We start from the raw sequence: 24,091 nt of genomic DNA on the forward strand, positions 1-24,091 counted from the left end.
GTGGCGGCAGCCGGATGAGGGGCCGGCGGCGATCTCTTGCTCGCCTCTCAATTGCTCCGCCGGCGGCGCAGCTGGTCGAAGAACACGATCACGATGATCAGCAGACCGGTGATAATACGCTGCCAGAAGGAGTTGACGTTCAGAAGGTTCGCGCCGTTGTTGATGGTGGCGAGAATGAAGGCGCCGATCAGCGGGCCATGCACCGAGCCGACCGCGCCAAACAGGCTGGTGCCGCCGATGACGGAGGAGGCGATTGCCTGCAGTTCCCAGCCGTCGGCCTGCGTCGCATTGCCGATGGCAATGCGCGAGGCGAGCAGCACGCCGACGAAGGCGGCGAAGGAGGCAGACAGGATATAGGCGAGGTAGATCATGCCCTTGACGTTGACGCCGGAAAGGCGCGCCGCCTCGGCGTTCGAACCGACCGCGAAGAGATAGCGGCCCCAACGGCTCAGATGCAGGAAGATGAAGGAGGGGACCGCCACCAGAATGACCATCCAGAACAGGCTGGGAATACTGAGCAAATCGGCGCGGGCGAAATTGCTGAAGCCCTCATTGGTGATGTTGATTGTCGAGCCGTTGGTGATCAGCAGGCCGATGCCGCGCAGCGATGTCAGGGTTGCCAGCGTGATGATGAACGGCGGCAGGCCCATATGCACGATGCCGAAGCCATGGAAGGCGCCGATCGCCACACCCATCAGCAGCGTCAACGCGATCGCACCCCAGACCGGCACGCCCGCCTGCAGCAGCCAGGCGATGATCACGGTGCAGAAGCCGACGATGGCGCCGACCGAAAGGTCGATGCCGGCGGTGATGATAACGAAGGTCTGGCCGAGCGCCAGGATTGCCGTCATCGCGCCCTGACGCAGCAGGTTGGAGATATTGAGCGGCGTCCAGAAGCTCGGGGTGACAACGCCAAGCACGATCCAGAGGAAGATCAGCAGGCCGATCAGCGTCAGGCCGAACAGAATGTTCATTTTCCGGCGCGGCGGCGGCGCGACGATTTCGGTGGGGGTGACAGTCATGAATTTTCTCCCTCTTATTCTTTTGGCTCAGACGCCGATCGCTTCGCTGAGCACTTCTTCATGCGTCGCCGCGTGATAATCATGGCTCGCGACGATTTTGCCGGCGCGGAAGACGTGCAGCCGGTCGGCCAGTTCGTAGACCTCGGGCAGGTAGGAGGAGATCAGGATGATACCGGCGCCGTCCTTCAGAAGCTTGGCGAACAGCCGGTAGATTTCCGCCTTGGTGCCGACGTCAACGCCGACGGTCGGCTCGTCGAAGATGAAAAGCCGGGCGCCATGGCTCAGCCACTTGCCGATGACGATCTTCTGCTGGTTGCCGCCCGACATGCTGGAGGCCGGAACGCGCCGGCTCGGCGTCTTGATGCTGAGATTGCGGATCTGCTGGTCGGCATTGGCCGATTCGCGCGCGTGATTGATCACCGGCCCGTGGCTCAGCCGCCCGAACACCGGCAGGTTGATGTTGAGGCCGATCGGCAGGTTGAGGCAAAGCCCCTGGTCGCGCCGGCTTTCCGGCGCCAGCGCAATGCCGAGCTCCATGGCGGTGCGTTCGTTGCGGATGTCGACACGCTTGCCCATCCATTCGACATCGCCGGATGTCGTCGGCTGGCGGCCGTAGAGCCCGAGCGCGAATTCGCTGCGCCCCGCGCCGATCAGGCCGTAGAGGCCGACGATCTGTCCCGCCTTGACGCTCAGCGACACATCTTCGAAGCCCGGGCCGGAGAGGCCGTTGACCGTGAGGATCGTCTCGCCGATCGCGATTTCTTCCTTGTGGTAGATCTGTTCAATCGAGCGATTGATCATCAGCGAGATCAGTTCGGCATCGTTGGTCTCGCCGATCAGGCGCGTGCCGACATGCGTTCCGTCGCGCAGCACCGAGACACGGTCGGCAAGCTCGAAGACTTCCTCCATGCGGTGGCTGATATAGACGATGGTGACGCCTTCGCCCTGCAGGCGGCGGATCAGCTTGAAGAGCTGCGCCGATTCCTGGCGGGTCAGATAGGCTGTCGGCTCGTCGAAGATCAGGAATTGCGTGCCGCGCATCGCCGCGCGCGCGGTTGCCACCAGCTGCTGCTGGCCGATGGTCAGCTCGCTTAGCAGTGCACCCGCTGGCAGCCCAAAGCCGAGATCGTCGAGCACGGCCTGGGCCATCTTCTCCATCTGCTTCTTGCGCATCAGGCCATAGCGGTTGACCTCGTCGCCGAGGAAGAGATTGGCGGCGACCGTCAGGTGCCGGCAGAGCACGACTTCCTGGTGGACGGCGTTGATGCCGCGGGCGATCGCCTCGTTCGGCGTCGACAGTCCTACCGATTGGCCGCACCACAGCACTTCGCCGGCGGTGCGGGTAATGACGCCGGTCAGCAATTTGATGAGGGTGGATTTGCCGGCGCCGTTTTCGCCGACGATGGCGTGGATTTCGCCGGCGAGAAAGGTCAGCGTCGCTGGCTTCAGCGCCTGCACATGACCGTAATTCTTCTGCAGGCCCTTGAGTTCGAGGATAGGCGATCCGGCGGGAATTCGATTGGCTTCTTTCAGCGTCGCGCTGTCATCATGGCGATGACTGACCTCTTCCAGTCCGATCATGGGACCTCTCCTCCTTGTGTCGCGTCTGCTCTCCATCCCCTGCAAAACATAGCACGGATGGAAAAGGCCGCGCCGGTTTTTGAAGCCGGCGCGGCCTGTCTGTCGTTATTACTTGATCTTCGGGTTCAGCAGCGCGTCGATCTTCGGATCGGCCATATTCGCCTTGGTGACGAGGTTTGCGCCGGTGTCGACGTTCTCTTCGACCTTCTCGCCCTTGGAGACGGCAAGCGCGGTCTTCACGCCGTCATAACCCATGCGGTAGGGGTCCTGAACGACGAGGCCGGCAATCGCGCCATCCTTTAGGAAGCCGACCGTCTTGTCGTCGCTGTCGAAGCCGATGACCTTGATCTTGTCGCCGAGCTTGTTTTCGGCGATCGCCTGGCCGACACCCTGCGCCATGATCAGGTTCGAGGCGAAGATGCCGACGAGGTTCGGGTTTGCCGTGATCAGGTCGGTCATCATGTTGAGGCCGGTCGTTGCCTGGCCGTCGCCGTATTTGTCGGCGATCACCTTCAGGCCCGGATACTTGGTCTTCACCTGATCCAGGAAGCCTTCGCGGCGCTGTTCCAGCGAGCCGACGCCCGGAAGGTTGGTGAGGATGACGACTTCGCCCTCTTCCTTGCCGGTGGCGCCCTTGATAGCGGCGGCCAGGCCGTCAGCGGCGATGCGGCCGCCCTGAACGTTGTCGGTCGTCAGGAACGACTTGAACGCCTTGGAGTCAGCACCCGAGTCGATGCCGATGATCGGTACCGACTTGGCCGCTTCATCGATCGGCTTGCCGAGCGCCTTGAATTCGGTCGGCGAAATGACGATGGCCGCCGGCTTGCCGGCAACGGCGTTCTCAAGAATGCTGATCTGGCCGTTGACGTCGGATTCGGCCTGTGCGCCGAGTTCCGGCACGTTGACGCCGAGATCCTTGCCGGCCTTGCGGGCGCCGGCCAGAACGATCTGCCAGTAGAAGGACGTCGTGTCCTTGACGATGATCGGGATCGTCACGTCGGCTGCAAACGACGGTGCCGGCATCGCCGTGGCGATAACTGCGGCACCTGCAAGCGCGGTAAAGGCGCGGCGGGACAGAAGGGATTTCACGAAACTCATAAGGGTTCTCCTCTCAGGGTGCGTTCTCCTCCGAATAAATCGACCGCTGAACGCAGGCGGACGATTTTTATCGATAAAAAACATTTGCCAGGTGAAGCTAGCCGAGGCGCAATCAAATTGCAAGAGCGTCAGACAGGCTTTTTTGCTTCGGTAAACTCCCGCCAAGCAACTGATTTTATTCCAATACCACGATACCCTAAAGTAGGGATCAGGCCATGTCGACCTCGTGTGGATGCACGACGCCCTTTTTCAAAATCAGGTTGCCGTACAGTCGGAATTCCGTCGTCGCGACGATGTAGGTGGCCTTGCGGGCCATCGCGTAAAACGCAAAACGCTCCACCGGCACGATGCGGAAATCGCCGGCGTGCTTGGAAACGATCTGCTGGAATTCGGCGCAGACCTCGGGCATCGCATCGGGATCGCCCACCACTTCCATCCGCCACGCCGCTTCCGGCACGAAAGTGTCGAGCGGCATATGGGTCAGGATGGCCGCGGCCATGTCAGTGGCGCTGACGCCGTCGGCGCGAATGACCGGCGGGCCCATCGAGCTAGAGGGAAAATTGGCGTCCGATATGACGATGTCGTCGCCATGTCCCATGGTCTTCAGCGCATGGAGCAGATCGGGGCCAAGCAGCGGATGAATACCCTTGAGCATAATGTCTCCTCAGACTCGCACCGCTTCGGCGCCGAGCGGCGGCGCGACCAGCGTATAGGGTTCGAATTCGGCATAGATCTCGTCGGCAAGCCGCGGCTCGACGATTTCCATGTTGCGCGTCAGGCTCGAAGGCTTGGCTGTGCCGATCAGCACCGATGCGACGATCGTCTCGCGAAGCGGAAACTGCAGGGCGGGAGCAGCCAGCGGCACGCCGTGGCTTTTGGCGATCGCCTCCATCGCACCGACCTTGGCAAGCACGTCGTCATCAGCCGGCATATAGTCGAAATGCGAACCCGGAACCGGGCCGGTGGCGAGAATGCCGGAGTTGAAAACGCCACCAACGACAAGCGATGTGCCTTTCTCTCGGCAAAGCGGCAGCAGTTCTGCAACGGCCGAGCGGTCGAGCAGGGTGTAGCGGCCGGCAAGCAGAATGCAGTCGAGATCGGAATGGCGCATGACGTCGAGGCAGACCGGCACTTCGTTGACGCCAAGGCCGAAGGCGGAGATCGCGCCAGACGACTTGAGTTGCTCGAGCGCCTTCACGCCGGAGTCGAGAAACTGCTTCTGGTGGACCGCATTCTTCGCCGCGCCATGCGTGTAGACGCCGAGATCGTGCACATAGAGAATATCGATGCGGTTGAGGCCGAGCCGCGCATAGCTGAATTCGACCGAGCGCATGATGCCGTCATAGGAATAGTCGTAATTGGCATCGAAGGAGAGCGGATCGACATAGCTATAATCAGGCACCGTGCCGGTCGGCACCGGCCGAAGCAGCCGGCCGACCTTGGTGGAAAGCACGTAAGAGCCGTCTGGCTGGTCGCGCAGGAAATCGCCGACCCGCCGTTCGGCAAGGCCGAGCCCGTACCAGGGCGCCACGTCGAAATAGCGGATGCCGCTGTCCCAGGCCGCCTGCAGCGTGTCCATCGCCTGCTCGCGCGGGCAGGCGCGATAGAGACCGCCGAGAGCGGCTGCGCCGAAACTGATTTCGGTCACCTCCAGCTTGGTCTTGCCGATCCGTCTCGTCTTCATCATTCCTCCTCACGAAGAAGCTGAACTATCTGGAGCAATCCCGGGAGAAAGTGTGAAGTGGTTTTCCGTCCGGGATCGCCTAAAAACAAAGATTACAGCGTCGCACCGAGATGCCACGGCACGAATTCATTGTCGCCGTAGCCGAAGATCTCGCTCTTGGTCTTCTTGCCCGAGGCGGTATCGACGATGAGGTCGAAGATCTCGCGGCCCTTGCCGCTGATCGTCGCGTCGCCGGTGGCGATCGTGCCGCAATCGATGTCCATATCCTCTTCCATCGAAGCATAGAGCGCCGAATTGCTGGAAAGCTTCAGCGACGGCGCCGGCCGACAGCCGAAGCAGCTGCCGCGGCCTGTGGTAAAGGCGATCATGTTTGCTCCGCCCGCTACCTGGCCGGTCGCCGAGACCGGGTCGTAGCCGGGCGTGTCCATGAAGACGAGGCCGGGGGCCGTGACCCGCTCGGCATAACCATAGACCGCCGTCAGCGGCGAGCGCCCGCCCTTGGCGACGGCGCCGAGCGATTTTTCCAGAATGGTCGTCAGCCCGCCGCGCTTGTTGCCGGGCGAGGGGTTGTTGTCGAGCGAGGCGCCGTGCAGGGCGACGTACTGCTCCCACCAGGCGATTTTGTCGTCGAGCTTCTTTGCCACCTCGTCGCTGACGGCGCGGCTGCGCAGCAGATGTTCGGCGCCATAGATTTCCGAGGTCTCCGAAAGGATCGCCGTGCCGCCGGCTGCCGCCAGCAGGTCGGCCGCGACCCCTAGCGCCGGATTGGCGGTGATGCCGGAAAAGCCGTCCGAGCCGCCGCATTGCAGGCCGATGATGATCTCCCCGACCGACATCGGTATGCGCTTTTCCTTGCCGACATCGGCGGCGATTTCGCGCAGCATGCCCATGGCGCGCTCGACAGCACGGCGCGAACCGCCGGCATCCTGGATGTTGAAATGCCGCTTCGAGGCGCCTGCACCACTTTGGCCGTAAAGCGTCAGCTGATTGACCTCGCAGCCGAGGCCGATCATCAGCACGCCGCCGAAATTCACATGCCGTGTGTAACCGGCGAGCGTCCGGTGCAGCACGTTCATGCCGTCGCCGGTCGAGCTCATGCCGCAGCCCTGGTCGTGCACGATCGGCACGAAACCGTCGATGCCTTCATAATGCGGCAGGATCGTCCGGTTCGCCTCGTCGGCGATCGCCCGGCAGACCGTGGTGGAACAGTTCACGCTGGCGATGATGCCGATATAGTTGCGGGTCGCCGCCCGCCCGTCGGCGCGGCGATACCCCATGAAGGTGCGCCCGACGTCGTCGGCAGTGGCCGTTTCAGGTGCCGAATTGGCGGTCGCCGCCAGCCGGTCGTTTTCGAAATGCAGGTTGTGGCTGTGCACATGGTCGCCGGCCTTGACCTCGGCCGTCGTGCGGCCGATCGCCTGTCCGTATTTCACCACGGGCGACCCGAGCGGAATATCCGCTATCGCCACCTTGTGACCGGGGTCGATCTTCTCACGGGTCTGAATGCCGGCAACCGTCGAACCCGGCGCGATTGCCGCCGTTGCGACCGCGACATTGTCACCGGCCGAAAGGATGATCCAAGGCAGTTTGTCCAATTTATTCTCCCTGGGAAACGCTCGCTGCATCGGCGAATGCGCATTGATTTTGTTTTTTATCTACAATAAACATTTTCAAGTCAACGGGAATATTGATCCTGTGGACGAGGGAGGCAATGAGCCGCAGGCGACCGGAAATAAGCTAAAGGTCGTTTGAACAAGCCCCGGTCTGTTCTGTCCTGCTTTGAAGCGGGGCAGTGGATACGAGGGCGGAAAGCGGGGTCTGGTGGCAAGGCAGAATACGGTCTTCAAGGAAGCCTATAATAGGTATGCCGTAGCCCTGCGCACGGATACCGCGCTGCCTTCGGAACCGGAGATCGCCGCCCAGCTCGGCGTCAGCCGTTCGACGGCGCGCGCCATCCTGACGCGGCTCAGCGAAGAGGGCATCATCCGCTGGAACAAGCGCCAGAAGATCGTGCTGCGCCAGCCGACAGACCACGACCTCTTTCCCTCCGAAGAAACCGACTCCCTGCATGATATCATCGAGCGCAGCTTCATGCAGCGCATCCTTGCCGATGATGCAGCACCCGGCATGCAGATCAACGAATTGGAGCTTGCCCGCGAGATCGGCACCGGCACCACCAGCGTCCGCGAATTCCTGATCCGCTTCTCCCGCTTCGGCCTCATCGAGAAACGCCCGAACAGCCACTGGACGCTCAAAGGCTTCACCCGCGAATTCGCGCTTGAGTTGGCCGATGTGCGCGAAATGTTCGAACTGCATTCCGCCGCCGAATTCGGCCGGCTTCCCAGGGATAATCAGAGCTGGGCCGATCTTGCCGCTATGCGCGACGAACATCACGCCATGCTTGCCGACATCAACCAGCGCTTCAAGGATTTCTCCGTCCTCGACGAGCGCTTCCACTTGCTGATCCATCGCGCCTCGAAGAACCGCTTCATCGCCGATTTCTACGACGCCATCGCCATCGTCTTCCACTATCACTACCAGTGGAACAAAACCGCCGCCCGCCAGCGCAACGAGCGCGCCATCCACGAACATCTGGATTATATCGCAGCGCTGGAATCCGGCGACCAGGCGGCAATCGAAACCGCCTGCCGCGCGCATCTGCACTCCGCCCGCCAGACCCTCCTGCAATCCCTGCCGCAGGTCGCGACGGAGAGCGCGTGAGGAGCGGAAGCGGAGGGGCGACACCAACGACGATTAGCCCATCCCGATGCAGCGTCGCTGCAAATGTCCGGTGGCATTTTTCGTTTTTCCGTCCGCTGTTGCCGCGTTACGGCCGACCTTGCCGGAACTCGACCAGAATGAGACACGAAAAGGCGCAATGATTGCCCTTGTTGCTTCCACCCGGCACCTTTCGGCCCGAAGGCAAGATTTATGAATCCGTCACGATATGTCGGCAAAACCTCTGGGCTGATCCGGATGCCGCGTCAAAGCTATTGAAATAACCTCCTCGATGCGCATGGTCGACGCATCCACCGTCTGCGATGAGCGATGATCATCAATGGAGAGCAAGTTTCACCGATGGAAAACACCTCTGCCCCCTCCCGCAATGCCGAATGAACGCTGGCCGATTTCCTCAGCACCTATCGCTATTGGGCCGTGTTTTTTTCCTCGCTTCTTTTGGCAATCGGTGGACAGGGTTTCAGCACGGTCTTTCCCGTGATCTCGCAAATGACGGGCAACAGCGCTCAGACGATCGGGATCTTCTATTCCGGCGCCACTCTTGGCTGGGTTGCCGGCGCCTTCCTGGCGTTTATCGTCGCGAGCCGCCATGGCCGGTCGGCTTTGATTTCCCCCCTTCTCGTCTGTGCCATTCTCGCCATCGCTTTTCTGCCGGCGCCTGCTTTGTGGGGATCGCCGGTGTTTCTGTTTTTGTTTGGTGTGGTGTTCGGCACGGTTCGGGCCGTTTTCCCTCTCGCGATCGCGATATTCCTGGTGGGCGGGCGACCAGGAAAAATCGACTTCGGCTGCGCTCTCACGCTGATGTCGACGACGATCCTGCTCTCAGCCTTTGCTCCGATCGGCGCCTCGTGGTTATACGGGCTCGATCTCGGCGCCGTACCTGTCGTTTCGGGTTTGCTGGCCTGCCTGCTCCTCGCCGTCATATTGCTGGTGCCGGCCGGAAACCTGGCCTTCGATGAAGCTCCGCGTCCGCGACACAAGCCGCTTGCGCCGCGCCGGCGATCCCCTCTCCTGGTCGCCATCATCCTAATCACCCCGCCGATCCTGATTTTTCTGATGGCGTTCGGTGTCCATCTGTTTCAGGCAAATGATGCCGACGTCGCCTCCTCCCCCATCACGCTGCTTTTAGCGCTTCTGGTCTTCACCATTGCTGTGGCCGCCCTTATCTATCTTGCCTACTGGGTCTATCGCATACACGGGGAGCTGGCGGGCGCGGCGCAGTCGCAGCGCCTGCTGACGCCGCTTGCCGCCATGCTGATCGCGATCCTCGTACCGCTCGGATTGCCGGTTCTTGTCATGACCCTTGGCGATCTCCTCAATGAGCGGGCACGCGACAGAGGCCGGGGAGGTTTCATGTCGATTGCCTGGCTCGGCATCTGGAGTTTCATCTTGCCGCCGGTCGCCATCGCAATGATCCAGAACGCGGCGAACGACAGCTATGTCATGGGCTCAGATACGGTGTAACAGCGACAACACGGCCGCGGTCTTCCCCTCATTTTCTCGACAAGCCCTTCGATGACACGTACGTCACCGGCCTCATGAAACATTTCGATGTGTAAGCCGTTATCGCGCTTATGGCCGACGCTAAACTCAATCCGACATCGGTCGACGGCACCGACGAACCGCACGGTGCCGAAAAGACGCGCCAGGAGAAGGCATCGACTGTCGAGGTCGTGCCGCCGCCAGATATCATTGAACCCGATCCGGAGTTGACGCCCGAGGAGGCCGAGCATGCGCGCAAGCGGTATTTGCTCAAGCGCTTCTGGATCACCGCGCGCCGTTTCTGGGGCCGTGGCGGTGACAAGCTCGCCTGGCCGTTGTCGATCGGGCTGCTTGCCATGATCTGCATGAATGTCGGCTTCCAGTATGGGATCAATCGCTGGAACCGCGCGATTTTCGACGCCATAGAGCGGCACGATGCCGGCACCGTCTATTACCTCAGCGGCGTGTTCGTGCCGCTCGTGCTTGGAACCGTCGCCCTTGTCACCACACAGGTCGCTGTTCGCATGATGATCCAGCGGCGCTGGCGTTCCTGGCTGGCGACGGCAGTCATCGCGCGCTGGCTGGCAAACGGCCGATACTATCAGCTGAACCTCATCGGCGGCGACCACAAGAACCCCGAGGCGCGCATCTCGGAGGATTTGAGGATCGCCACCGAAGCCCCCGTCGATTTTACCGCCGGTGTCATCGCGGCGTTCCTGTCGGCCTCGACCTTCATCGTGGTGCTGTGGACGATCGGCGGAGCCTTGACGCTGCCGATCGGAGGCTGGACCATCACCATTCCCGGCTTTCTCGTCGTCACCGCGGTCCTCTACGCCGTGATCACCTCCAGCGTGATCGCGGTGATCGGCCGCCATTTCGTGCAGGTCTCCGAGGTCAAGAACCAGGTAGAGGCCGAATTTCGCTATACGCTGACGCATGTGCGGGAAAACGGTGAGAGCATCGCGCTTCTCGGTGGCGAGGAGGAAGAGCGCAACGACCTCGACAAGACCTTCGGCAATGTGCTGAAGCAATGGGCTTTGCTCGCCCGCCAGCATATGCGCACGACGTTTGTGTCGCATGGGTCGATGCTGATTGCCCCTGTTGTGCCGCTCCTCCTTTGCGCCCCCAAATTTCTCGAAGGCAGCATGACGCTGGGCGAGGTCATGCAGGCAGCGTCAGCCTTCGCCATCGTCCAGACCGCCTTCGGCTGGTTGGTCGACAACTATCCGCGTCTTGCCGATTGGAACGCATGCGCGCGACGCGTCGCGTCGCTGATGATGTCGCTCGACGGGCTGGAGCGTGCAGAACAGAGCGACTCGCTCGGGCGCATCAAGCATGGCCAAACCGAAAGTGAGGCGATGCTCAGCCTCAACGATCTCGCCGTGTCGCTTGACGATGGCACCGCGGTGGTCAAGGAAACCCGGGTCGAGATCCAGCCCGGCGAGCGGGTGCTTGTGTCAGGTGAATCCGGTTCGGGCAAGAGCACGCTGGTGCGGGCCATCTCCGGCCTTTGGCCGTGGGGTGGCGGCAGCGTCGATTTCCGCGCCGACAGGCGATTGTTCATGTTGCCGCAACGATCTTATATTCCTTCGGGGACGCTTGGCCGTGCTGTCGCCTATCCCGGCGGCGCCGATAACTGGCCGCCGGATGAGATCAAGTCGGCCCTCGACAAGGTGGGACTGGATTATCTGAAAGATAAGATCGAGGAAGACGCGCCATGGGACCAGACCTTGTCGGGCGGCGAAAAGCAGCGGCTGGCCTTTGCCCGTCTTCTGCTGCATAAACCCGATATCATCGTGCTGGATGAAGCAACCTCGGCACTCGACGAGAAGAGCCAGGACAAGATGATGCAGATGGTGATCGATGAATTGCCTGATGTCACCATCATCAGCGTCGCGCATCGCGCTGAGCTGGAAACCTTCCATAGCCGCAAGATCACGCTGGAGCGCCGCCGGGGCGGCGCAAAGCTTGTCAGCGATATAGATCTCATCCCGCGCAAAAGAAAAGGGAACTTGCTATCACGCGTCTTGGAGAACCGCCGCTCCCTGCCGAAGGGTAGCACGACCTCGAACAAGGCGCCGCAGCCGCAGAATAGAAATTGAAATCCGCTCGCGGGCGAGCAACCGCTGCCTATTGCGCATTCTGGGGCAGGTTGTCGGTGATGTCGTAGTAATCGCCTTTGTCAGCAGGATAGATATGCATTTTCAATTTGGTTTCGGTCGGGCCATCAAATGCACCCATCGCGACAGCAATCCAGTCGTGATGAGGTGGGTCCCAAAACAGCGATGATCCACATACCCCGCAAAATCCACGCCTCACTTTTTCTGAGGATTGGTACCAAGTAACACTTTCACCTCCCTGGATCGCGATCTGACGCCTTGGCACGTCGGTTGAAGCGAAAAAGTGGCCGGACTGTTTTCGGCATTTGGAGCAATGGCACGCATCCGGCGCTCGCAGATCGCCTTCGATCTCAAAAGTTACCGCACCACACAGGCAGGATCCTTTGTGCATAAGCCTTCCTCTCATAAGCCTACTGGTCTTCCTAAAGCTGCGCCGAGGATTCCGCGCTCGCAATCTGATCCAGATTTTCGATCAGCCGCTTGAGCAGATCGACAAGCTGCTCCGCTTCCGCATCCGTGAACCCAGTCAATGCCTCTTTATTTCCTTGGAACAAGGCAGCGATCGCCTCCGGCATGCTGTGCTGTGCAGCCTTCGCCATCACGATGCGACTGCTGCGGCCGTCATCCGGGTCGGGTGTCCGCTGTATTAATCCATCTCTCTCCATGCGAGCGAGCATCTGCGCCATCGGCGGCTGCTCGACCCTGGCAAAGCGGGCGAGGTCGCGTTGCGTGCTGGCCTTGCCATTCTGCAGCGCGACCAGGACAGGCAACTGGCCGACACCGAAGCCGAGCGGTTTAAGGCGTGACTCGCTGAGGCGGGCGAACCCCCGCGCCGCAAGACTGATGAGATGCCCCGGCGTAGAAAGCACGTCTTCGTCCAATTCCGATCACCCCTTGCCTGCGCTTGACCACGAGATATATATGTACATATGTATATTGATGCGCGGCATGAGACAAGGCCGTTTCGATGCCGCACAGCGAATGTTTCAATCTCCATCGAGGAAATGACATGTCTCAAATTGACGTCGAAATGATCAAGCGCATCTATGCCAGCTTCAACGCCAGAGACATCGACGCTGTCCTTGCGGTCCTTTCCGATAATGTCGCCTGGGCCAACGGAATGGATGGCGGGCACGTGCATGGTCGTCAGGCCGTGCGCGACTATTGGACACGCCAGTGGGCCGTCATCAGTCCGCACGTCGAGCCAGTCGCATTTAAAGAAACCGAAGATGGCGCCGTCGCAGTCGAAGTGATCCAATCGGTCTTCGACCTCGATGGCCGGCCGCTGGAAGGGCAAAGCCATGGCCTGAAGGACAAGACGGTGACGCATATCTTCCGCATGGAAGGCGAAAAGATCGTCCGCTTCGATATCCGAGATGGCCTGTAAGCTGGTACTCCCTATGCGGGGATGACCGCTCCCGTTGCGACGCGCCATTGTCAGGCCCGCCTTTCGGCCGTCGGGCTCTGGCTTGTGCGTTCAATTCGCGCTTAGCAGGCGGTATCGGTTCAGAGCTTGCGCGCTTCGAGACGCCGCTTGTCGCGCTCGACATAGTTGGAGCCCAGCTCTGTCAAACGGAATTGCCGTTTCTGAAATTCCCCGCGGATCAAGATGAAGCCTTGCTCTTCGGCTTCGTTCAATGTCTTCAGGCTGGTGCCTTTAGGGGGAGACTGCCAAGCCATGCCATCGGCGCTGTGCAGCAAGACCATGATCTTTATAATTTTGTTTCTCCATGGCTGATGCATACAGCCGGGCTGTATCGCTTCGGCAATCCGCTGGTTCCGCTTTCTTGATTTGACACCATCCAGGAGAAGCCCGTTGATTTATAAGGATTATCCGGAGTTTCGCAAAAGCTATTGTATAAAAGCTCCAATAGTCTTGGTCAATTCAACCACTCCGTCCCAACAGGTTGGGTCATGCCTGGCGATTGGCCCGATTGCGCTTATTTTCATTGAATCCCGCCATCAGCGGCGCATAGTGACGTTCCCGGCTTTGCCGGTTGAACGTAGGGGGAGCCGGTGCATGTCAGCAAATCTCGACGATATCCGTAACCAGCAACGTGAGACGTGGGACAAGTTTTCCGCCGGCTGGAAGAAATGGGACAGCTTGGTTCTCGGCTGGCTTGCGCCGTTTGGTGACACCATGCTCCGGCACGCAAATCTCTCCAACGGCTTTAGCGTGCTTGACATAGCCGCCGGCACTGGCGAACCCGGCCTGACGGCGGCGGCGGCAATCCCGGACGGCCATGTTGTCGTAACCGATCTCTCGGAAAATATGCTGACTGTTGCCGCAGAAAATGCGACCAAACGTGGCCTCAAAAACTTCGAAACTCGCCTATGCGATGCGGGAGCGTTGCCTTTTGCCAATGCCAGTTTCGACGCCGTTCTGTGCCGGTTTGGGTTTATGTTCTTCCCGGATATCGCTGCCGCCGCCAAGGAGATGGCACGCGTGGCAAAGCCCGGTGCGCGCGTCTGCGCCGCAGTCTGGAGCACTCCTGCCAAAAATTCATGGGCGACCACGATCATGGGCACGATCGCCCGCCACGTGGAAATGCCCTCGCCACCACCCGGCTCTCCGGGCCTGTTCCGCTGTGCGGGGGAAGGTATGATGGTCGAGACGTTCAGAGAGGCGGGCCTTCTCGATGTCGCCGAGGAAGAGGTGTCGGCGACGATGGTGCACGATACCCCAGCGCGTTACTGGGACTTCATGACTGAGGTCGCCGCGCCGGTTGTCGCTGGACTATCCAGGGCAGATGCGGCAACACGGGAGAAAATCCGCGGCGAGGTCCTGGAGCTAGCTCTCCAATCCGTCAGCGATGGCAAGGTTCGCCTTCGCTCGACGGCAACGGTCATCACAGGCACGCGATAGCCTCAGAATCTCGTCGACTCTCAAAACACAATCCACCGGTGTAGCAACGCAGCGCAGAACAGCCCAGTCTACTAGAATTTCCACCATGGACGCTTTGGATCGGAAGGCATCAAAGGCTTAGGCGCGAGTATGGCTTTCGCCGGCGTCACGATGCTCTCGCCATCACGGCCATAATATTCTCCCTCTTCTCCCTGGACTTCGGCTTCGAGAGATTGGGCGATAAGCCACATTTTCCGCCGGATTTCTTGATCAGGATTTTTGACAACGATGTTGCCTCCGCTCCACCAAAGACATGCGGCGTTTTCCCGATTTTTGCCGGGTGAATATTCTTTCCAGACGCACATGCCCGTCTGTTCCACCCGTAGAACACCTCCATCGGCGGTAGGAGTTTCAGCAAAGCCGCGGTGCTGAATTTCCGGATCGTTGGCGACGTATTCGAGCCAATCGTCGAGAGTGATCGACGGAGACGCGTCGAACCAATTTACTTTGCGGGTGATGTGAAGGTCGTAACCCATCAGAGCCTCTTACCTAAGTCGCGCCGAACGGCTGAACCGCTTTAATGGGAGGGCGCCTCGCTGGCGACAGCCGCCCCCTCGCGCTTCTGGCTAGGCCCGACCGGGATCAGCCAGGTGGTGAAGAAGGTCAGCACCGCGACGACGACTACGCCCCAGAAACTCCAATGCAAGGCCGCGTTGAAGACCGAGCGGATCGCCGGATCGGCGGCGAGCGCCGAAAGCCCGGTCGGCTGGTTCAGCACCTCGTGCAGGCCTGCAGCCGCCTCGCCGCTCGCATAGTGGTTGATGCCGGCATTGAGGATGGCGCCGAGCACGGTGGCGCCGAGCGTATTTCCGAGGCTGCGCGCAAAGATGATCGAGGCGGTGGCGCTGCCGCGCATCGACCATTCGACGCTGTCCTGCACGAGCACGAGGCTGGTTAGGCTGATGAGACCCATGCCGAAGCCCATGAAGAAGGAGCCGGCGCCGGCAACGATCGGCGAACTGTCAGGGGTCAGGAACAACAGGAAACAGGCGCCGAAGGGAAACATCAGGCTGCCGACGCGCAGCGTGCGGCGGATGCCGAAGGCCTTGTAGAAGCGGCTGGAGAGCATCACCGCCAAGGGCCAGCCGACGACGAGCATGGTGAGCGTGAACCCCGCGACAAGAGGCGAGCGGCCGAGCACGCCCTGCACATAGAGCGGCAGGATTGTCGAAAGTCCGATCAGCGCCATGCCGGCCAGCAGCGTCGCCGCATTGCTGGTCGCAATCAGCCTTCGGCTCCAGAGCGGGATCGAAATGATCGGCTCCGGCGCCCGCTTCTCCTGGGCGAGAAAGAGCAGGCCCGTCACCACGAAGACGGCGAAAAGCGAAAGCAGGATCCAGACGCTGGCATCGGTTTCCGTCAGCATGACGAGAAGTGCCACGATCGAGATCGAAAACAGCACCGAGCCGAGGTAATCGATCTTTACCTGCTTGTGCGCCACGTCCTCCTTCAGGAAGACCATGAAGGCGATGATCGAGATGACGCCGATCGGCAGGTTGATCCAGAAGATCCAGGCCCAGGAGATATTGTCGACGATGATGCCGCCGGCAAGCGGCCCGACGACGGCCGAGGTCGCCCAGACGGTTGCCATCGCGCCCTGCACGCGGCCGCGTTCCTCCAGCTTGAAGAGATCGCCGATGATCGTCATCGTCACCGGCTGGATGGCGCCGGCGCCGAGCCCCTGCAGCAGCCGGAACAGCACCAGCGACATCATCGACCAGGCAAGCCCGCAGAGCAATGAGCCGACGAGGAAGATCAGGATGCCGCCGATCAGCACCGGCTTGCGCCCGAAAATGTCGGAAAGCTTGCCGTAGATGACCGTGGTCGTCGACTGCGCCAGCAGGAAGGCCGAAAATACCCAGCTGTAATAGGAAAAGCCGCCGAGTTCCCCGACGATGCGCGGCATCGCGGTCGCCACGATCGTCGCCTCGATCGCCACCATGAAGGTCGCCAGCATGATGGTGGCGACGATAAGCACGCGGTTCGAGCGTTGCGCTGCATTCGACATGACGATCCTCTTCGGGTGCTCCGCAGATGCCGGAAATATCGGCAGGCTGGCTGGGTGTGGGGCGATGCGCCGCTTGCGGAGTGATGGGCCCTTTTACGACCTCGAGCCCGGCCGGTAAAGCAGGCCGCGACCGGTTTCTGACAGCACCGGTTGTTTTCGCGTGATGTCAGGGAAGTTTCGGCCGAAAGCGAAGGCCCGGTGCCATTCCGCTCCGGGCCTTCGTTTTGTCAGAAGGTAAGGTGAACAATCACCTCATCCTCATTGCGGGCATGCCTCGCCGAGCGAGCCGGTATCCGCGCTTCCGCTGGTGCAACCCGGCGTCTGCTGCAGGTTGGGATTAACCCCGCCGGGATTGATCGTGCTGCGGCCGCTGTTGAGATTGACGCCGCCATTGCCCGTCGTGCTGCCAGTGGTGCCGAAATCGGTGCCGACAGAACCAGTGCCCGCCGACCCGGTGCCGACAGACCCTGTGCCCGTTGCACTGCCGCCGACAGAACCAGTACCAGTCGACCCGGCGCCTGCGGAACCGCCGCCCGAACTCCCCGATCCACCGATAACCGGCGCCACCGAAAGCCGCCCATTGGCATCCGCCCCACCGGCCGTTTGCGCCAGCGCCGGGCCGGCTAGACCGATCGAAAGCAGTGATATCGCGATGAACTTGCAGGACATGATTTTCTCCATGCTTGTTGTCTCAAGGGAGAGAACCTGATCGGTGGGGGCATTGTTCCTGTCGTAGTTGCGATTTTCACGGTCGGTTGATGGGAGCCGCGGAGGAGGAGAAGCAGGTTAAATGTCGGGATCTAGCGATGTGTTGAAATCTGATGATTGGTAATCTCACCAGCAAGCGCCGCCCGACTTTCTGCTTGGAATACACCCACTCATGTTCGAGGAAAGAGCCTGTTCAACGCGGTTCGCGGAGACTGGGATACTGCAGCCGCAAAAGACCATGGAAAGGTTCTTGAACCGCTCATCCGTGACCCCGAACCGCCTGGTAAGCTGCTTCATATCTTTATCGACCGCGACCAAGATTGCATCGTTGGCCGAAGCGGTCTGGCAAACAACAGGGTCTTTCACACCCTCTTCAAGCGCCTCGCGGTGATAAATGACTTCGTGGCCGGCGGCTGACAACACCTGGCCAACGGAATCGGGCACGCTCGCATCAAGGAAGAAGCGCAACCCGACATCCCCTGATCATTAAGCAGCCGCCTCATAGCTGATGGCGGCGAGAATGTCCTCGGTAGTGAGGGTGGGATACTCCATCCGGATCTTTTCGATGGAATATCCCTCGGCTGCGAAAGCTTTGATCGTGTCTACCGGAATCCGCGTTCCGGCGATCACTGGCCTGCTGTTCGCAATACCTTTCTTCGACTCGATTTTACCGACAGAGGAGCTTTTCCGCTCCTTCATCTTCGCGACGGCATCCTTCATGTTCCCGGTCACAACCTCCAGCGGAATCTGCAGGACGCCCTGGCCTGAAAGGACTTCCTCCTTCGTTTTGCTTTCCGGATTGTCAAAAACGACCTTGCGCTTGAGCACATACAGCGTCGTCTTAGACCAGAGTGCATCGCCAAGATGAGCGAGCTTGTCTTTAACCCCGCGAAGATGTTGCAAGGAAACTTTCGAATCATTGCGTAGTGCACTCAGGACCTTCAGCGACACCAAGTCCCTAAAAGAATACAAGCGACTAAAGGGCTGACTTCTATCCTCATAAGCAAGGGTCGGAACAAAAAATTTAGTCCGATCCCAGTGCCTGAGTTGGCGCAAGGTAACACCTGTCAGCCGTTCCACCTGCTCCTCGGTGAACGCCGCAATGACAGAATTTTCCTTATCTTGCACCATGATTGCCTCTTTCAAATGATAAGTAGTCCTATCCGGTTAAAATATCCATATTGCTTTTTTGCGCAGGGCAATTGGGACACCTACAAGTCTTTGAAAATAACAGGAAAAATACCGTGCCTTTAGGCTTCTGCCCGTTTCGCTCGCCATACCCGCGCCGTGCGCCGTTACGTGACGCGTAACAAAACATCTTAACATACAACGCGCGATCGCTCTAAATTAGATGCGCTCAAAACGGGTACTGGGCCTGTCCAAAAAACTCACGGCGTAACTCGGGAGGGGCTGAACGGGATCAAGCCTGTCACCTGGGATCAACTATGGAGGGTTCAGAGTAAATCTCACCGTCTGGATTTGCGTCACAGTGACGTTAAACGGTCGGCATTGTGTCAACGGCGGGGAAAATGGTGCCGCTTGCAGGACTCGAACCTGCGACCCCATCATTACGAATGATGTGCTCTACCACCTGAGCTAAAGCGGCGTTTCACGGCCGAAGCATGCGGCCTGCGATTTGCATGGCGCTGATACAGGCATTGTTGGAAGATTTCAAGCACCCTGTCATGGCTTTGGCAAAAAAGACGGGAGGGGCGGGAAGGCGCGTCACAGCGTCAGCCGGGCACGCGCTGCCCTGTATTCGGCCTCCAGCCGGTCGACGAGATTTGCCACCGGCTCGACGGCCTTGATGGCGCTGATGCCCTGGCCGCTGCCCCATATGTCCTTCCAGGCCTTGGCGCCGCCGACAGCCTGCTCGAAATCCATCTTCGAGACATCGGCAAGCGGCAGGTTGTCCGGGTCCATGCCGGCAGCCACGATCGAGGACTTGAGATAGTTGCCGTGCACACCGGTGAAGTAATTGGAATAGACGATATCGCCGGCGGCCCCTTCGACGATCGCCTGCTTGTAGGCGTCCGCGGCGCGCGCCTCTTCGGTGGCGATGAAGGGCGAGCCGATATAGGCCATGTCGGCGCCCATCGCTTCTGCGGCGAGGATGGCGCCGCCGGTGGCGATTGCGCCTGCCAGCAGCAGCGGCCCGTCGAACCATTCGCGGATTTCCTGGACAAGGGCGAAGGGCGAGAGCGTGCCGGCATGGCCGCCGGCGCCGGCAGCGACCGCAATCAGCCCATCGGCGCCCTTGCGGATCGCTGAATGGGCATGGCGGTTGTTGATAATGTCATGCAGCACGATGCCACCATAGGAATGCACGGCGGCATTGACCTCGGGCACGGCGCCGAGCGAGGAGATGACGATCGGCACCTTGTATTTGACGCAGAGCGTAAGGTCGTGCTCCAGCCGCTTGTTCGACATGTGGACGATCTGGTTGACCGCGAAGGGCGCCGCCGGCCGCTCCGGATGGGCGGCGTCGTGGCAGGCAAGCTCCTCGGTAATCTCCGCCAGCCATTCGTCGAGCTGGCTTTCCGGCCGGGCGTTCAGCGCCGGAAACGCTCCGACGATGCCCGCCTTGCATTGCGCCAGCGTCAGTGCCGGATACGAGATGATGAAGAGCGGCGAGCCGATGACTGGTAGTCTCAGTTTATCCCTCAGGATCGGGGGCAGGGCCAAGGTCATCACCTCCATTGACGTTTACGAAAACGTCAATCTCATAACAGAGATGAAAAGGCGATAAAAGACCGGCTGCCATGCCTTCGTCGATTTCAGCCCGAATATATACGTCCGAGAAAGCTAATAGAATAAGGCCCATAAGCGGTGAAAGCTGCCGATATCTCCGTCGATCGATGGCAGCAGGGCCCGCAAGGCTTGCGGTTTGCCGCACTTGCCGTTACCGAATTTTGATGGAGAACGGCAGGGATTGCAGTCCGATGCCGAGTTCAAGCTGAAGGACTGGATGTGAGCGGATTAGAAACGGCCATCAGAACAGCGCTCGAGAATTCCGATCGCGACAATCCGGAGGTTCGAGCGAGGATCTATCAGTCGGCCCGCCAGGCGCTGGAAGCCGGTCTGCGCAAGCAGGATATCACCGACACCGAAGTCGTCGCCCATCACCGCCACCGCCTGGAAAGCACCATTCACGCCATCGAAGGCGAGGAGCGCGACCGCCTTCACCCCCGCCAGAGGCCGCCTGAAGTGCCCGTGCCGCCGGTCGTAGAAATGCCCGCACCGCCGGTTCCCCGCGGTGATGTCGCCGATATTGACAGCCTTATCGAAAATCCCGTGCCTGTGGGCGAAACCCGCACCCCTGAGGTGGCTTTCAGCCGCGGCGACGAGTCCAGCCTCCACGACGTGCATGCCGGCAATGCCGATCATCTGGCTGTCGCTCCCGTCGGCGAGGAACGCCTTGCCCGCGGTCAGCGCGCCACCAATATGGATTTCCGCCCGGAGCGGGCGGCAGGCCGCCGCAAGCCGCGCAAATTCTTTTCGCGGCTCCTCGTCTGGTGCGTGCTGCTCGCCTTCATTGGCATCGGCGCCTGGTGGGCGCATACATCGGGCCTGCTGATGACGGCGGCCGAGCGCGACACCAGCGTTGCCAATCCGCCGGCAAGCACGCAGCCGGAGGATTTTACCGGCAATGACGACAGCGCCGGGAATGCGGGCTCTCACACCGATCAGCCGGTGACCATCGATCCTCAGAACAGTTTTTCGGCCGATTGGATCCCGCTGTTCAAGCCTGAGGACGCCGACAAGATGCAAAGCGGCCCGCGGGCGCGCACCGAAAAGATCACCGAGAATGACGGCCCCGCCGTCCGGCTGATTTCCGAAAGCGGTGCAGCCGATGGCAATGTCTCGATCAGCGTGCCGCCATCGGTGCTGCAGCAGCTTGCCGGCAAATCCTCGACGATCGCGCTGACGCTGCAATCCACCACCGACGAGCCGACGCAGATCACCGTCGAATGCAATTTCCAGACGCTTGGCAATTGCGCCCGTCATCGCTTCAACGTCACCCGGGAAAAGTCGGATGCACTGCTGCAGGTCAAGTTCGACCGCTCGCTCGCGCCGAATTCGCCGGGCACGCTGACGATCAACAGCGATCTCGACGGCAAGGCGCGCGGCATCAACCTCTTCGCCATCCGCATCCTGCCGGGACAGTGACCCCGGTCCCGGCAGAGCCGGTGACCCCGGCTTCGATTTGAGGAAGCCAGCCTGTTTCCGAAGCCCTATTTCAAAAAGCCAGGCCCTGAGCCGATGATCTCCGCGTCGACCGTGCCGAGCGCCTGTCTGTCCTTGCCGTCATAATCCATCTTGTTCAGCATGTGGCGGATGAGTTCGAGGCGCGCCCGCCGCTTGTCATTGCCATGGATCACCGTCCAGGGCGCGAAATCCGTATGGGTTTCCTTCAGCATCCGATTGCGCTTGTCGCTGTAATCGTCCCATTTCGTCAGCGCCGCGATATCCATAGACGACAGTTTCCAGACTTTCAGCGGATCGTGCCGGCGGTCGTGGAAACGCTTGAGCTGCATCTCGCGGCCGATATCGAGATAGAATTTGAAGAAGAAGATGCCCTCATGGGCGATGATCTTTTCGAGCTGCGGCGCCTGTTTGAGGAAATCCTCATATTGCTGCGGCGTGCAGAAGCCCATGACTGGCTCGACGCCGGCGCGGTTGTACCAGGACCGGTCGAACAGCACGAATTCGCCAGCCGTCGGAAATTGCGCGACATAGCGCTGGAAATACCATTGTCCCTGCTCGCGGTCGGTCGGCTTGGTCAGCGCCACGACCCGCGCAAGGCGTGGGTTCATATTCGCCGAGGAGGCCGAAATCGCGCCGCCCTTGCCGGCAGCGTCCCGTCCTTCGAACAGCGCCATCACCCGCTTGCCAGTCGCCTGCAGCCAGAACTGCACCTTGACGAGTTCGATCTGCAGCTTTTCCAGCTGCTCCAGATAGTCCTCTTCCTTGAGCTTCTTCTTGTGGGGAAAGTCGCCGGATTCCAGCGCGCGTTCGTCCACCCAGGCCGGCAGGGTGGGATCGTCGACATCGAAGATGCGCTTCTTGCCGCGGATCTCCAGCTCCACGGCCCTGTTTTCGACGTCCTCGTCCATATGATCCTCCTCAGCCTGATCGCTTTTCTCCCGCAGGCCAACATAGTTGCCGTTGAAAATCAAATCTTTCGCGACCCGCCGGCAATTATCCGCGGGTTTCGGCTGCGGTCTTTCGCATCTGAGCAGCAGCCCGAAAACTTCTGTCATGAATTGCCGCTATCAGGCAGAGTTCCAATATAAGAAAAACGAATCGACGCCGCGAGGGCACTTGCCAGACGAAACTCCATGGAGAAAAAGCCTGTTGGCGCGCATAAAGCGCGAACGGCCGGTGCTGCTTGCGGCAATCCTCAGCGCGCTCGCCGCGCTTGCCGCCGGCATGAACAAGTGGGTGGTGCTTGTCCTCCTGCTTGTGATGATCCTCACGGCGCTTTTCAACGAGGCGCCCACCATCGAGGCCGAGCCGGCACCGCCGGTGGAGATCGAGCCGGAAGCGCCACCAAGCCGGCTGCCTGAAGTTTCCGCCACGCTCTCCGGCCTCGATATCCCCGTCATGGTGCTGTCGGACGACGCCTCGGTGCTCTTCCAGAACCGCGCTGCCGAAAAGGCCTTCGGCGAGGTGGTGCTCGGCGCCCATATATCGGCCCGCATGCGCTCGCCCGGCGTGCTCGACATGGTGCGCGAAACCATCGCCACCAATGCGCCGAACCAGATAGAGCATGCCGAGCGGCTGCCCTCCGAGCGCGTCTATATCGTGCGCAGCGCGCCCATAGAATTCGCAGCCGAAGACGGGCCGCGTGAGCGCTATTTCATCCTGTCCTTCCGCGATATTTCGGAGGTCCGCCGCATCGACCGCATGCGGTCGGATTTTGTCGCCAATGCCAGCCACGAGCTGCGCACGCCGCTTGCCTCGCTGCGCGGCTTCATCGAGACCATCCAGGGGCCGGCGAAGAACGATCTGAAGGCGCAGGCGCGTTTCCTCAACATCATGCTCGACCAGACGACGCGCATGAGCCGGCTGGTCGACGATCTGCTGTCGCTCTCGCGCCTGGAGCTGAAATCGCATATCGCGCCGGATGAGAAGATCGATCTGGTGCCGCTGCTCGGCCATGTCAGAGATGCACTTGTACCGCTGGCAAGGGATGTCGGCGTCGACATCAATCTGCATCTGCCCGACGGCAAGGTCGAGGTGCTGGGCGACCGCGACGAACTTGTCCAGGTCTTTGAGAACCTGATGGAAAATGCCTGCAAATACGGCCAGGAGGGCAAGGTCGTCGATGTCTGGCTGAAGAACGGCACCGGCCAGCCGGTCGAGGTCAGCATCGTCGACAAGGGCCCGGGCATCCCGGCCGAGCATGTGCCGCGGCTGACGGAGCGCTTCTACCGCGTCAGCATCGAGGACAGCCGCTCAAAGAAGGGCACCGGCCTCGGCCTTGCCATCGTCAAACACATCCTCACCCGCCACCGGGCGCGGCTGATCGTCAAGTCGGAAGTCGGCAAAGGCACCGATTTTACCGTCCGTTTCTAACGATATGTCGCAACACTTATACGTTGCATGATTTTATAATTTTAAATCAACAACTTATACTGTCACAAATGTTTCATCGATTTGACATAAAAGGACGAGGCTTCAAGAGCTAAGAGAGTCCCGCCGATGAAAAAAGGCAATGCGAGGGCCTCTCTAAGGCCG

The 24,091-nt window shown here is 60.4% G+C and carries 23 protein-coding genes and 1 tRNA gene; 7 read left to right on the forward strand and 17 right to left on the reverse strand.

Annotation, left to right across the window (positions count from 1 at the left end; translation table 11 throughout):
* Window positions 1-47: 47 nt before the first annotated feature.
* From BS630_RS11170 to BS630_RS11195, 6 genes are all read right to left on the reverse strand, one after another.
* Window positions 48-1,022, reverse strand: a complete 975-nt coding sequence (locus BS630_RS11170) for an ABC transporter permease (RefSeq protein ID WP_025393012.1) — start codon at window positions 1,020-1,022, stop codon at window positions 48-50.
* Between the two features lie 27 nt (window positions 1,023-1,049).
* Window positions 1,050-2,603 (reverse strand): sugar ABC transporter ATP-binding protein, encoded by a 1,554-nt coding sequence (locus tag BS630_RS11175; RefSeq protein ID WP_017958825.1) that lies wholly within the window; start codon window positions 2,601-2,603, stop codon window positions 1,050-1,052.
* 108 nt (window positions 2,604-2,711) lie between these two features.
* Entirely contained in the window at window positions 2,712-3,701 is a 990-nt protein-coding gene (locus BS630_RS11180) for an ABC transporter substrate-binding protein (RefSeq protein WP_017958826.1), read from the reverse strand.
* Window positions 3,702-3,909: 208 nt separating this feature from the next.
* Entirely contained in the window at window positions 3,910-4,356 is a 447-nt protein-coding gene (locus tag BS630_RS11185; protein ID WP_077977459.1) for an RbsD/FucU family protein, read from the reverse strand.
* A 9-nt stretch (window positions 4,357-4,365) separates the two neighbouring features.
* Window positions 4,366-5,385 carry an aldo/keto reductase gene (locus tag BS630_RS11190; protein ID WP_077977460.1) on the reverse strand — a complete coding sequence of 340 codons (1,020 nt, stop codon included), beginning with the start codon at window positions 5,383-5,385 and terminating at the stop codon, window positions 4,366-4,368.
* Window positions 5,386-5,477: 92 nt separating this feature from the next.
* On the reverse strand, window positions 5,478-6,980 hold the full coding sequence (locus BS630_RS11195) for a UxaA family hydrolase (RefSeq protein ID WP_077977461.1): 1,503 nt from the start codon (window positions 6,978-6,980) through the stop codon (window positions 5,478-5,480).
* A 226-nt stretch (window positions 6,981-7,206) separates the two neighbouring features.
* Between BS630_RS11195 and BS630_RS11205 the strand changes: the two genes are divergently transcribed.
* From BS630_RS11205 to BS630_RS11215, 3 genes are all read left to right on the forward strand, one after another.
* A complete protein-coding gene (locus tag BS630_RS11205) occupies window positions 7,207-8,106 on the forward strand; it encodes a GntR family transcriptional regulator (protein WP_077977462.1) in 900 nt (299 codons plus the stop codon).
* A 399-nt stretch (window positions 8,107-8,505) separates the two neighbouring features.
* The gene (locus BS630_RS11210) at window positions 8,506-9,588 is read left to right on the forward strand and encodes an MFS transporter (RefSeq protein ID WP_245310405.1); all 1,083 of its coding nucleotides are present in this window, start codon (window positions 8,506-8,508) and stop codon (window positions 9,586-9,588) included.
* Between the two features lie 110 nt (window positions 9,589-9,698).
* Window positions 9,699-11,708: an ABC transporter ATP-binding protein/permease gene (locus BS630_RS11215; protein ID WP_077977463.1), complete on the forward strand. Its 2,010-nt coding sequence runs from the start codon at window positions 9,699-9,701 to the stop codon at window positions 11,706-11,708.
* Between the two features lie 28 nt (window positions 11,709-11,736).
* Here the strand turns inward: BS630_RS11215 and BS630_RS11220 are convergent, their stop codons facing one another.
* Window positions 11,737-12,117 (reverse strand): GFA family protein, encoded by a 381-nt coding sequence (locus BS630_RS11220; protein WP_077977464.1) that lies wholly within the window; start codon window positions 12,115-12,117, stop codon window positions 11,737-11,739.
* Window positions 12,118-12,148: 31 nt separating this feature from the next.
* The gene (locus BS630_RS11225; protein WP_077977465.1) at window positions 12,149-12,607 is read right to left on the reverse strand and encodes a MarR family winged helix-turn-helix transcriptional regulator; all 459 of its coding nucleotides are present in this window, start codon (window positions 12,605-12,607) and stop codon (window positions 12,149-12,151) included.
* Window positions 12,608-12,735: 128 nt separating this feature from the next.
* Between BS630_RS11225 and BS630_RS11230 the strand changes: the two genes are divergently transcribed.
* The gene (locus BS630_RS11230; RefSeq protein ID WP_077977466.1) at window positions 12,736-13,113 is read left to right on the forward strand and encodes a nuclear transport factor 2 family protein; all 378 of its coding nucleotides are present in this window, start codon (window positions 12,736-12,738) and stop codon (window positions 13,111-13,113) included.
* A 119-nt stretch (window positions 13,114-13,232) separates the two neighbouring features.
* On the opposite strand, the gene BS630_RS11235 is transcribed toward BS630_RS11230, so the two are convergent.
* Window positions 13,233-13,433 (reverse strand): hypothetical protein, encoded by a 201-nt coding sequence (locus BS630_RS11235; protein WP_038613687.1) that lies wholly within the window; start codon window positions 13,431-13,433, stop codon window positions 13,233-13,235.
* Window positions 13,434-13,746: 313 nt separating this feature from the next.
* Between BS630_RS11235 and BS630_RS11240 the strand changes: the two genes are divergently transcribed.
* Entirely contained in the window at window positions 13,747-14,592 is an 846-nt protein-coding gene (locus tag BS630_RS11240; RefSeq protein ID WP_077977467.1) for a class I SAM-dependent methyltransferase, read from the forward strand.
* A 71-nt stretch (window positions 14,593-14,663) separates the two neighbouring features.
* Here the strand turns inward: BS630_RS11240 and BS630_RS11245 are convergent, their stop codons facing one another.
* The 7 genes from BS630_RS11245 to BS630_RS11275 form a co-directional block, all read right to left on the reverse strand.
* Window positions 14,664-15,107: a hypothetical protein gene (locus tag BS630_RS11245; RefSeq protein ID WP_077977468.1), complete on the reverse strand. Its 444-nt coding sequence runs from the start codon at window positions 15,105-15,107 to the stop codon at window positions 14,664-14,666.
* A 41-nt stretch (window positions 15,108-15,148) separates the two neighbouring features.
* Window positions 15,149-16,639: an MDR family MFS transporter gene (locus BS630_RS11250; RefSeq protein WP_077977469.1), complete on the reverse strand. Its 1,491-nt coding sequence runs from the start codon at window positions 16,637-16,639 to the stop codon at window positions 15,149-15,151.
* A 258-nt stretch (window positions 16,640-16,897) separates the two neighbouring features.
* The gene (locus BS630_RS11255; protein ID WP_077977718.1) at window positions 16,898-17,308 is read right to left on the reverse strand and encodes a hypothetical protein; all 411 of its coding nucleotides are present in this window, start codon (window positions 17,306-17,308) and stop codon (window positions 16,898-16,900) included.
* Between the two features lie 165 nt (window positions 17,309-17,473).
* Complete coding sequence (locus tag BS630_RS11260) at window positions 17,474-17,815, reverse strand: DUF5615 family PIN-like protein (RefSeq protein WP_077977470.1); 342 nt, start codon at window positions 17,813-17,815, stop codon at window positions 17,474-17,476.
* An 18-nt stretch (window positions 17,816-17,833) separates the two neighbouring features.
* The gene (locus BS630_RS11265) at window positions 17,834-18,478 is read right to left on the reverse strand and encodes a DUF433 domain-containing protein (RefSeq protein ID WP_077977471.1); all 645 of its coding nucleotides are present in this window, start codon (window positions 18,476-18,478) and stop codon (window positions 17,834-17,836) included.
* Window positions 18,479-18,877: 399 nt separating this feature from the next.
* Window positions 18,878-18,953 (reverse strand) — tRNA-Thr (locus BS630_RS11270).
* A 119-nt stretch (window positions 18,954-19,072) separates the two neighbouring features.
* Window positions 19,073-20,032 (reverse strand): NAD(P)H-dependent flavin oxidoreductase, encoded by a 960-nt coding sequence (locus BS630_RS11275; protein WP_077977719.1) that lies wholly within the window; start codon window positions 20,030-20,032, stop codon window positions 19,073-19,075.
* 285 nt (window positions 20,033-20,317) lie between these two features.
* Here BS630_RS11275 and BS630_RS11280 point away from each other — a divergent pair, with 285 nt between their 5' ends.
* Complete coding sequence (locus tag BS630_RS11280) at window positions 20,318-21,517, forward strand: regulator (protein ID WP_077977472.1); 1,200 nt, start codon at window positions 20,318-20,320, stop codon at window positions 21,515-21,517.
* 65 nt (window positions 21,518-21,582) lie between these two features.
* Here BS630_RS11280 and ppk2 read toward each other — a convergent pair whose 3' ends face one another.
* Window positions 21,583-22,464 carry a polyphosphate kinase 2 gene (ppk2, locus tag BS630_RS11285; RefSeq protein WP_020048334.1) on the reverse strand — a complete coding sequence of 294 codons (882 nt, stop codon included), beginning with the start codon at window positions 22,462-22,464 and terminating at the stop codon, window positions 21,583-21,585.
* A 241-nt stretch (window positions 22,465-22,705) separates the two neighbouring features.
* Here ppk2 and phoR point away from each other — a divergent pair, with 241 nt between their 5' ends.
* Window positions 22,706-23,929 carry a phosphate regulon sensor histidine kinase PhoR gene (phoR, locus tag BS630_RS11290; protein ID WP_077977473.1) on the forward strand — a complete coding sequence of 408 codons (1,224 nt, stop codon included), beginning with the start codon at window positions 22,706-22,708 and terminating at the stop codon, window positions 23,927-23,929.
* Window positions 23,930-24,091 lie beyond the last annotated feature (162 nt).

Source organism: Rhizobium laguerreae, from assembly GCF_002008165.1.
Taxonomy (GTDB): domain Bacteria; phylum Pseudomonadota; class Alphaproteobacteria; order Rhizobiales; family Rhizobiaceae; genus Rhizobium; species Rhizobium laguerreae.

What these genes read in the sequence shown, in the direction of transcription:
- BS630_RS11170 (WP_025393012.1), bottom strand. Translation starts at nt 1,022, where the DNA reads ATGACTGTCACCCCCACCGAAATCGTCGCGCCGCCGCCGCGCCGGAAA.
- BS630_RS11175 (WP_017958825.1), bottom strand. Translation starts at nt 2,603, where the DNA reads ATGATCGGACTGGAAGAGGTCAGTCATCGCCATGATGACAGCGCGACG.
- BS630_RS11180 (WP_017958826.1), bottom strand. Translation starts at nt 3,701, where the DNA reads ATGAGTTTCGTGAAATCCCTTCTGTCCCGCCGCGCCTTTACCGCGCTT.
- BS630_RS11185 (WP_077977459.1), bottom strand. Translation starts at nt 4,356, where the DNA reads ATGCTCAAGGGTATTCATCCGCTGCTTGGCCCCGATCTGCTCCATGCG.
- BS630_RS11190 (WP_077977460.1), bottom strand. Translation starts at nt 5,385, where the DNA reads ATGAAGACGAGACGGATCGGCAAGACCAAGCTGGAGGTGACCGAAATC.
- BS630_RS11215 (WP_077977463.1), top strand. Translation starts at nt 9,699, where the DNA reads ATGGCCGACGCTAAACTCAATCCGACATCGGTCGACGGCACCGACGAA.
- BS630_RS11220 (WP_077977464.1), bottom strand. Translation starts at nt 12,117, where the DNA reads ATGCACAAAGGATCCTGCCTGTGTGGTGCGGTAACTTTTGAGATCGAA.
- BS630_RS11230 (WP_077977466.1), top strand. Translation starts at nt 12,736, where the DNA reads ATGTCTCAAATTGACGTCGAAATGATCAAGCGCATCTATGCCAGCTTC.
- BS630_RS11235 (WP_038613687.1), bottom strand. Translation starts at nt 13,433, where the DNA reads ATGGTCTTGCTGCACAGCGCCGATGGCATGGCTTGGCAGTCTCCCCCT.
- BS630_RS11240 (WP_077977467.1), top strand. Translation starts at nt 13,747, where the DNA reads ATGTCAGCAAATCTCGACGATATCCGTAACCAGCAACGTGAGACGTGG.
- BS630_RS11245 (WP_077977468.1), bottom strand. Translation starts at nt 15,107, where the DNA reads ATGGGTTACGACCTTCACATCACCCGCAAAGTAAATTGGTTCGACGCG.
- BS630_RS11250 (WP_077977469.1), bottom strand. Translation starts at nt 16,639, where the DNA reads ATGTCGAATGCAGCGCAACGCTCGAACCGCGTGCTTATCGTCGCCACC.
- BS630_RS11255 (WP_077977718.1), bottom strand. Translation starts at nt 17,308, where the DNA reads ATGTCCTGCAAGTTCATCGCGATATCACTGCTTTCGATCGGTCTAGCC.
- BS630_RS11265 (WP_077977471.1), bottom strand. Translation starts at nt 18,478, where the DNA reads ATGGTGCAAGATAAGGAAAATTCTGTCATTGCGGCGTTCACCGAGGAG.
- ppk2 (WP_020048334.1), bottom strand. Translation starts at nt 22,464, where the DNA reads ATGGACGAGGACGTCGAAAACAGGGCCGTGGAGCTGGAGATCCGCGGC.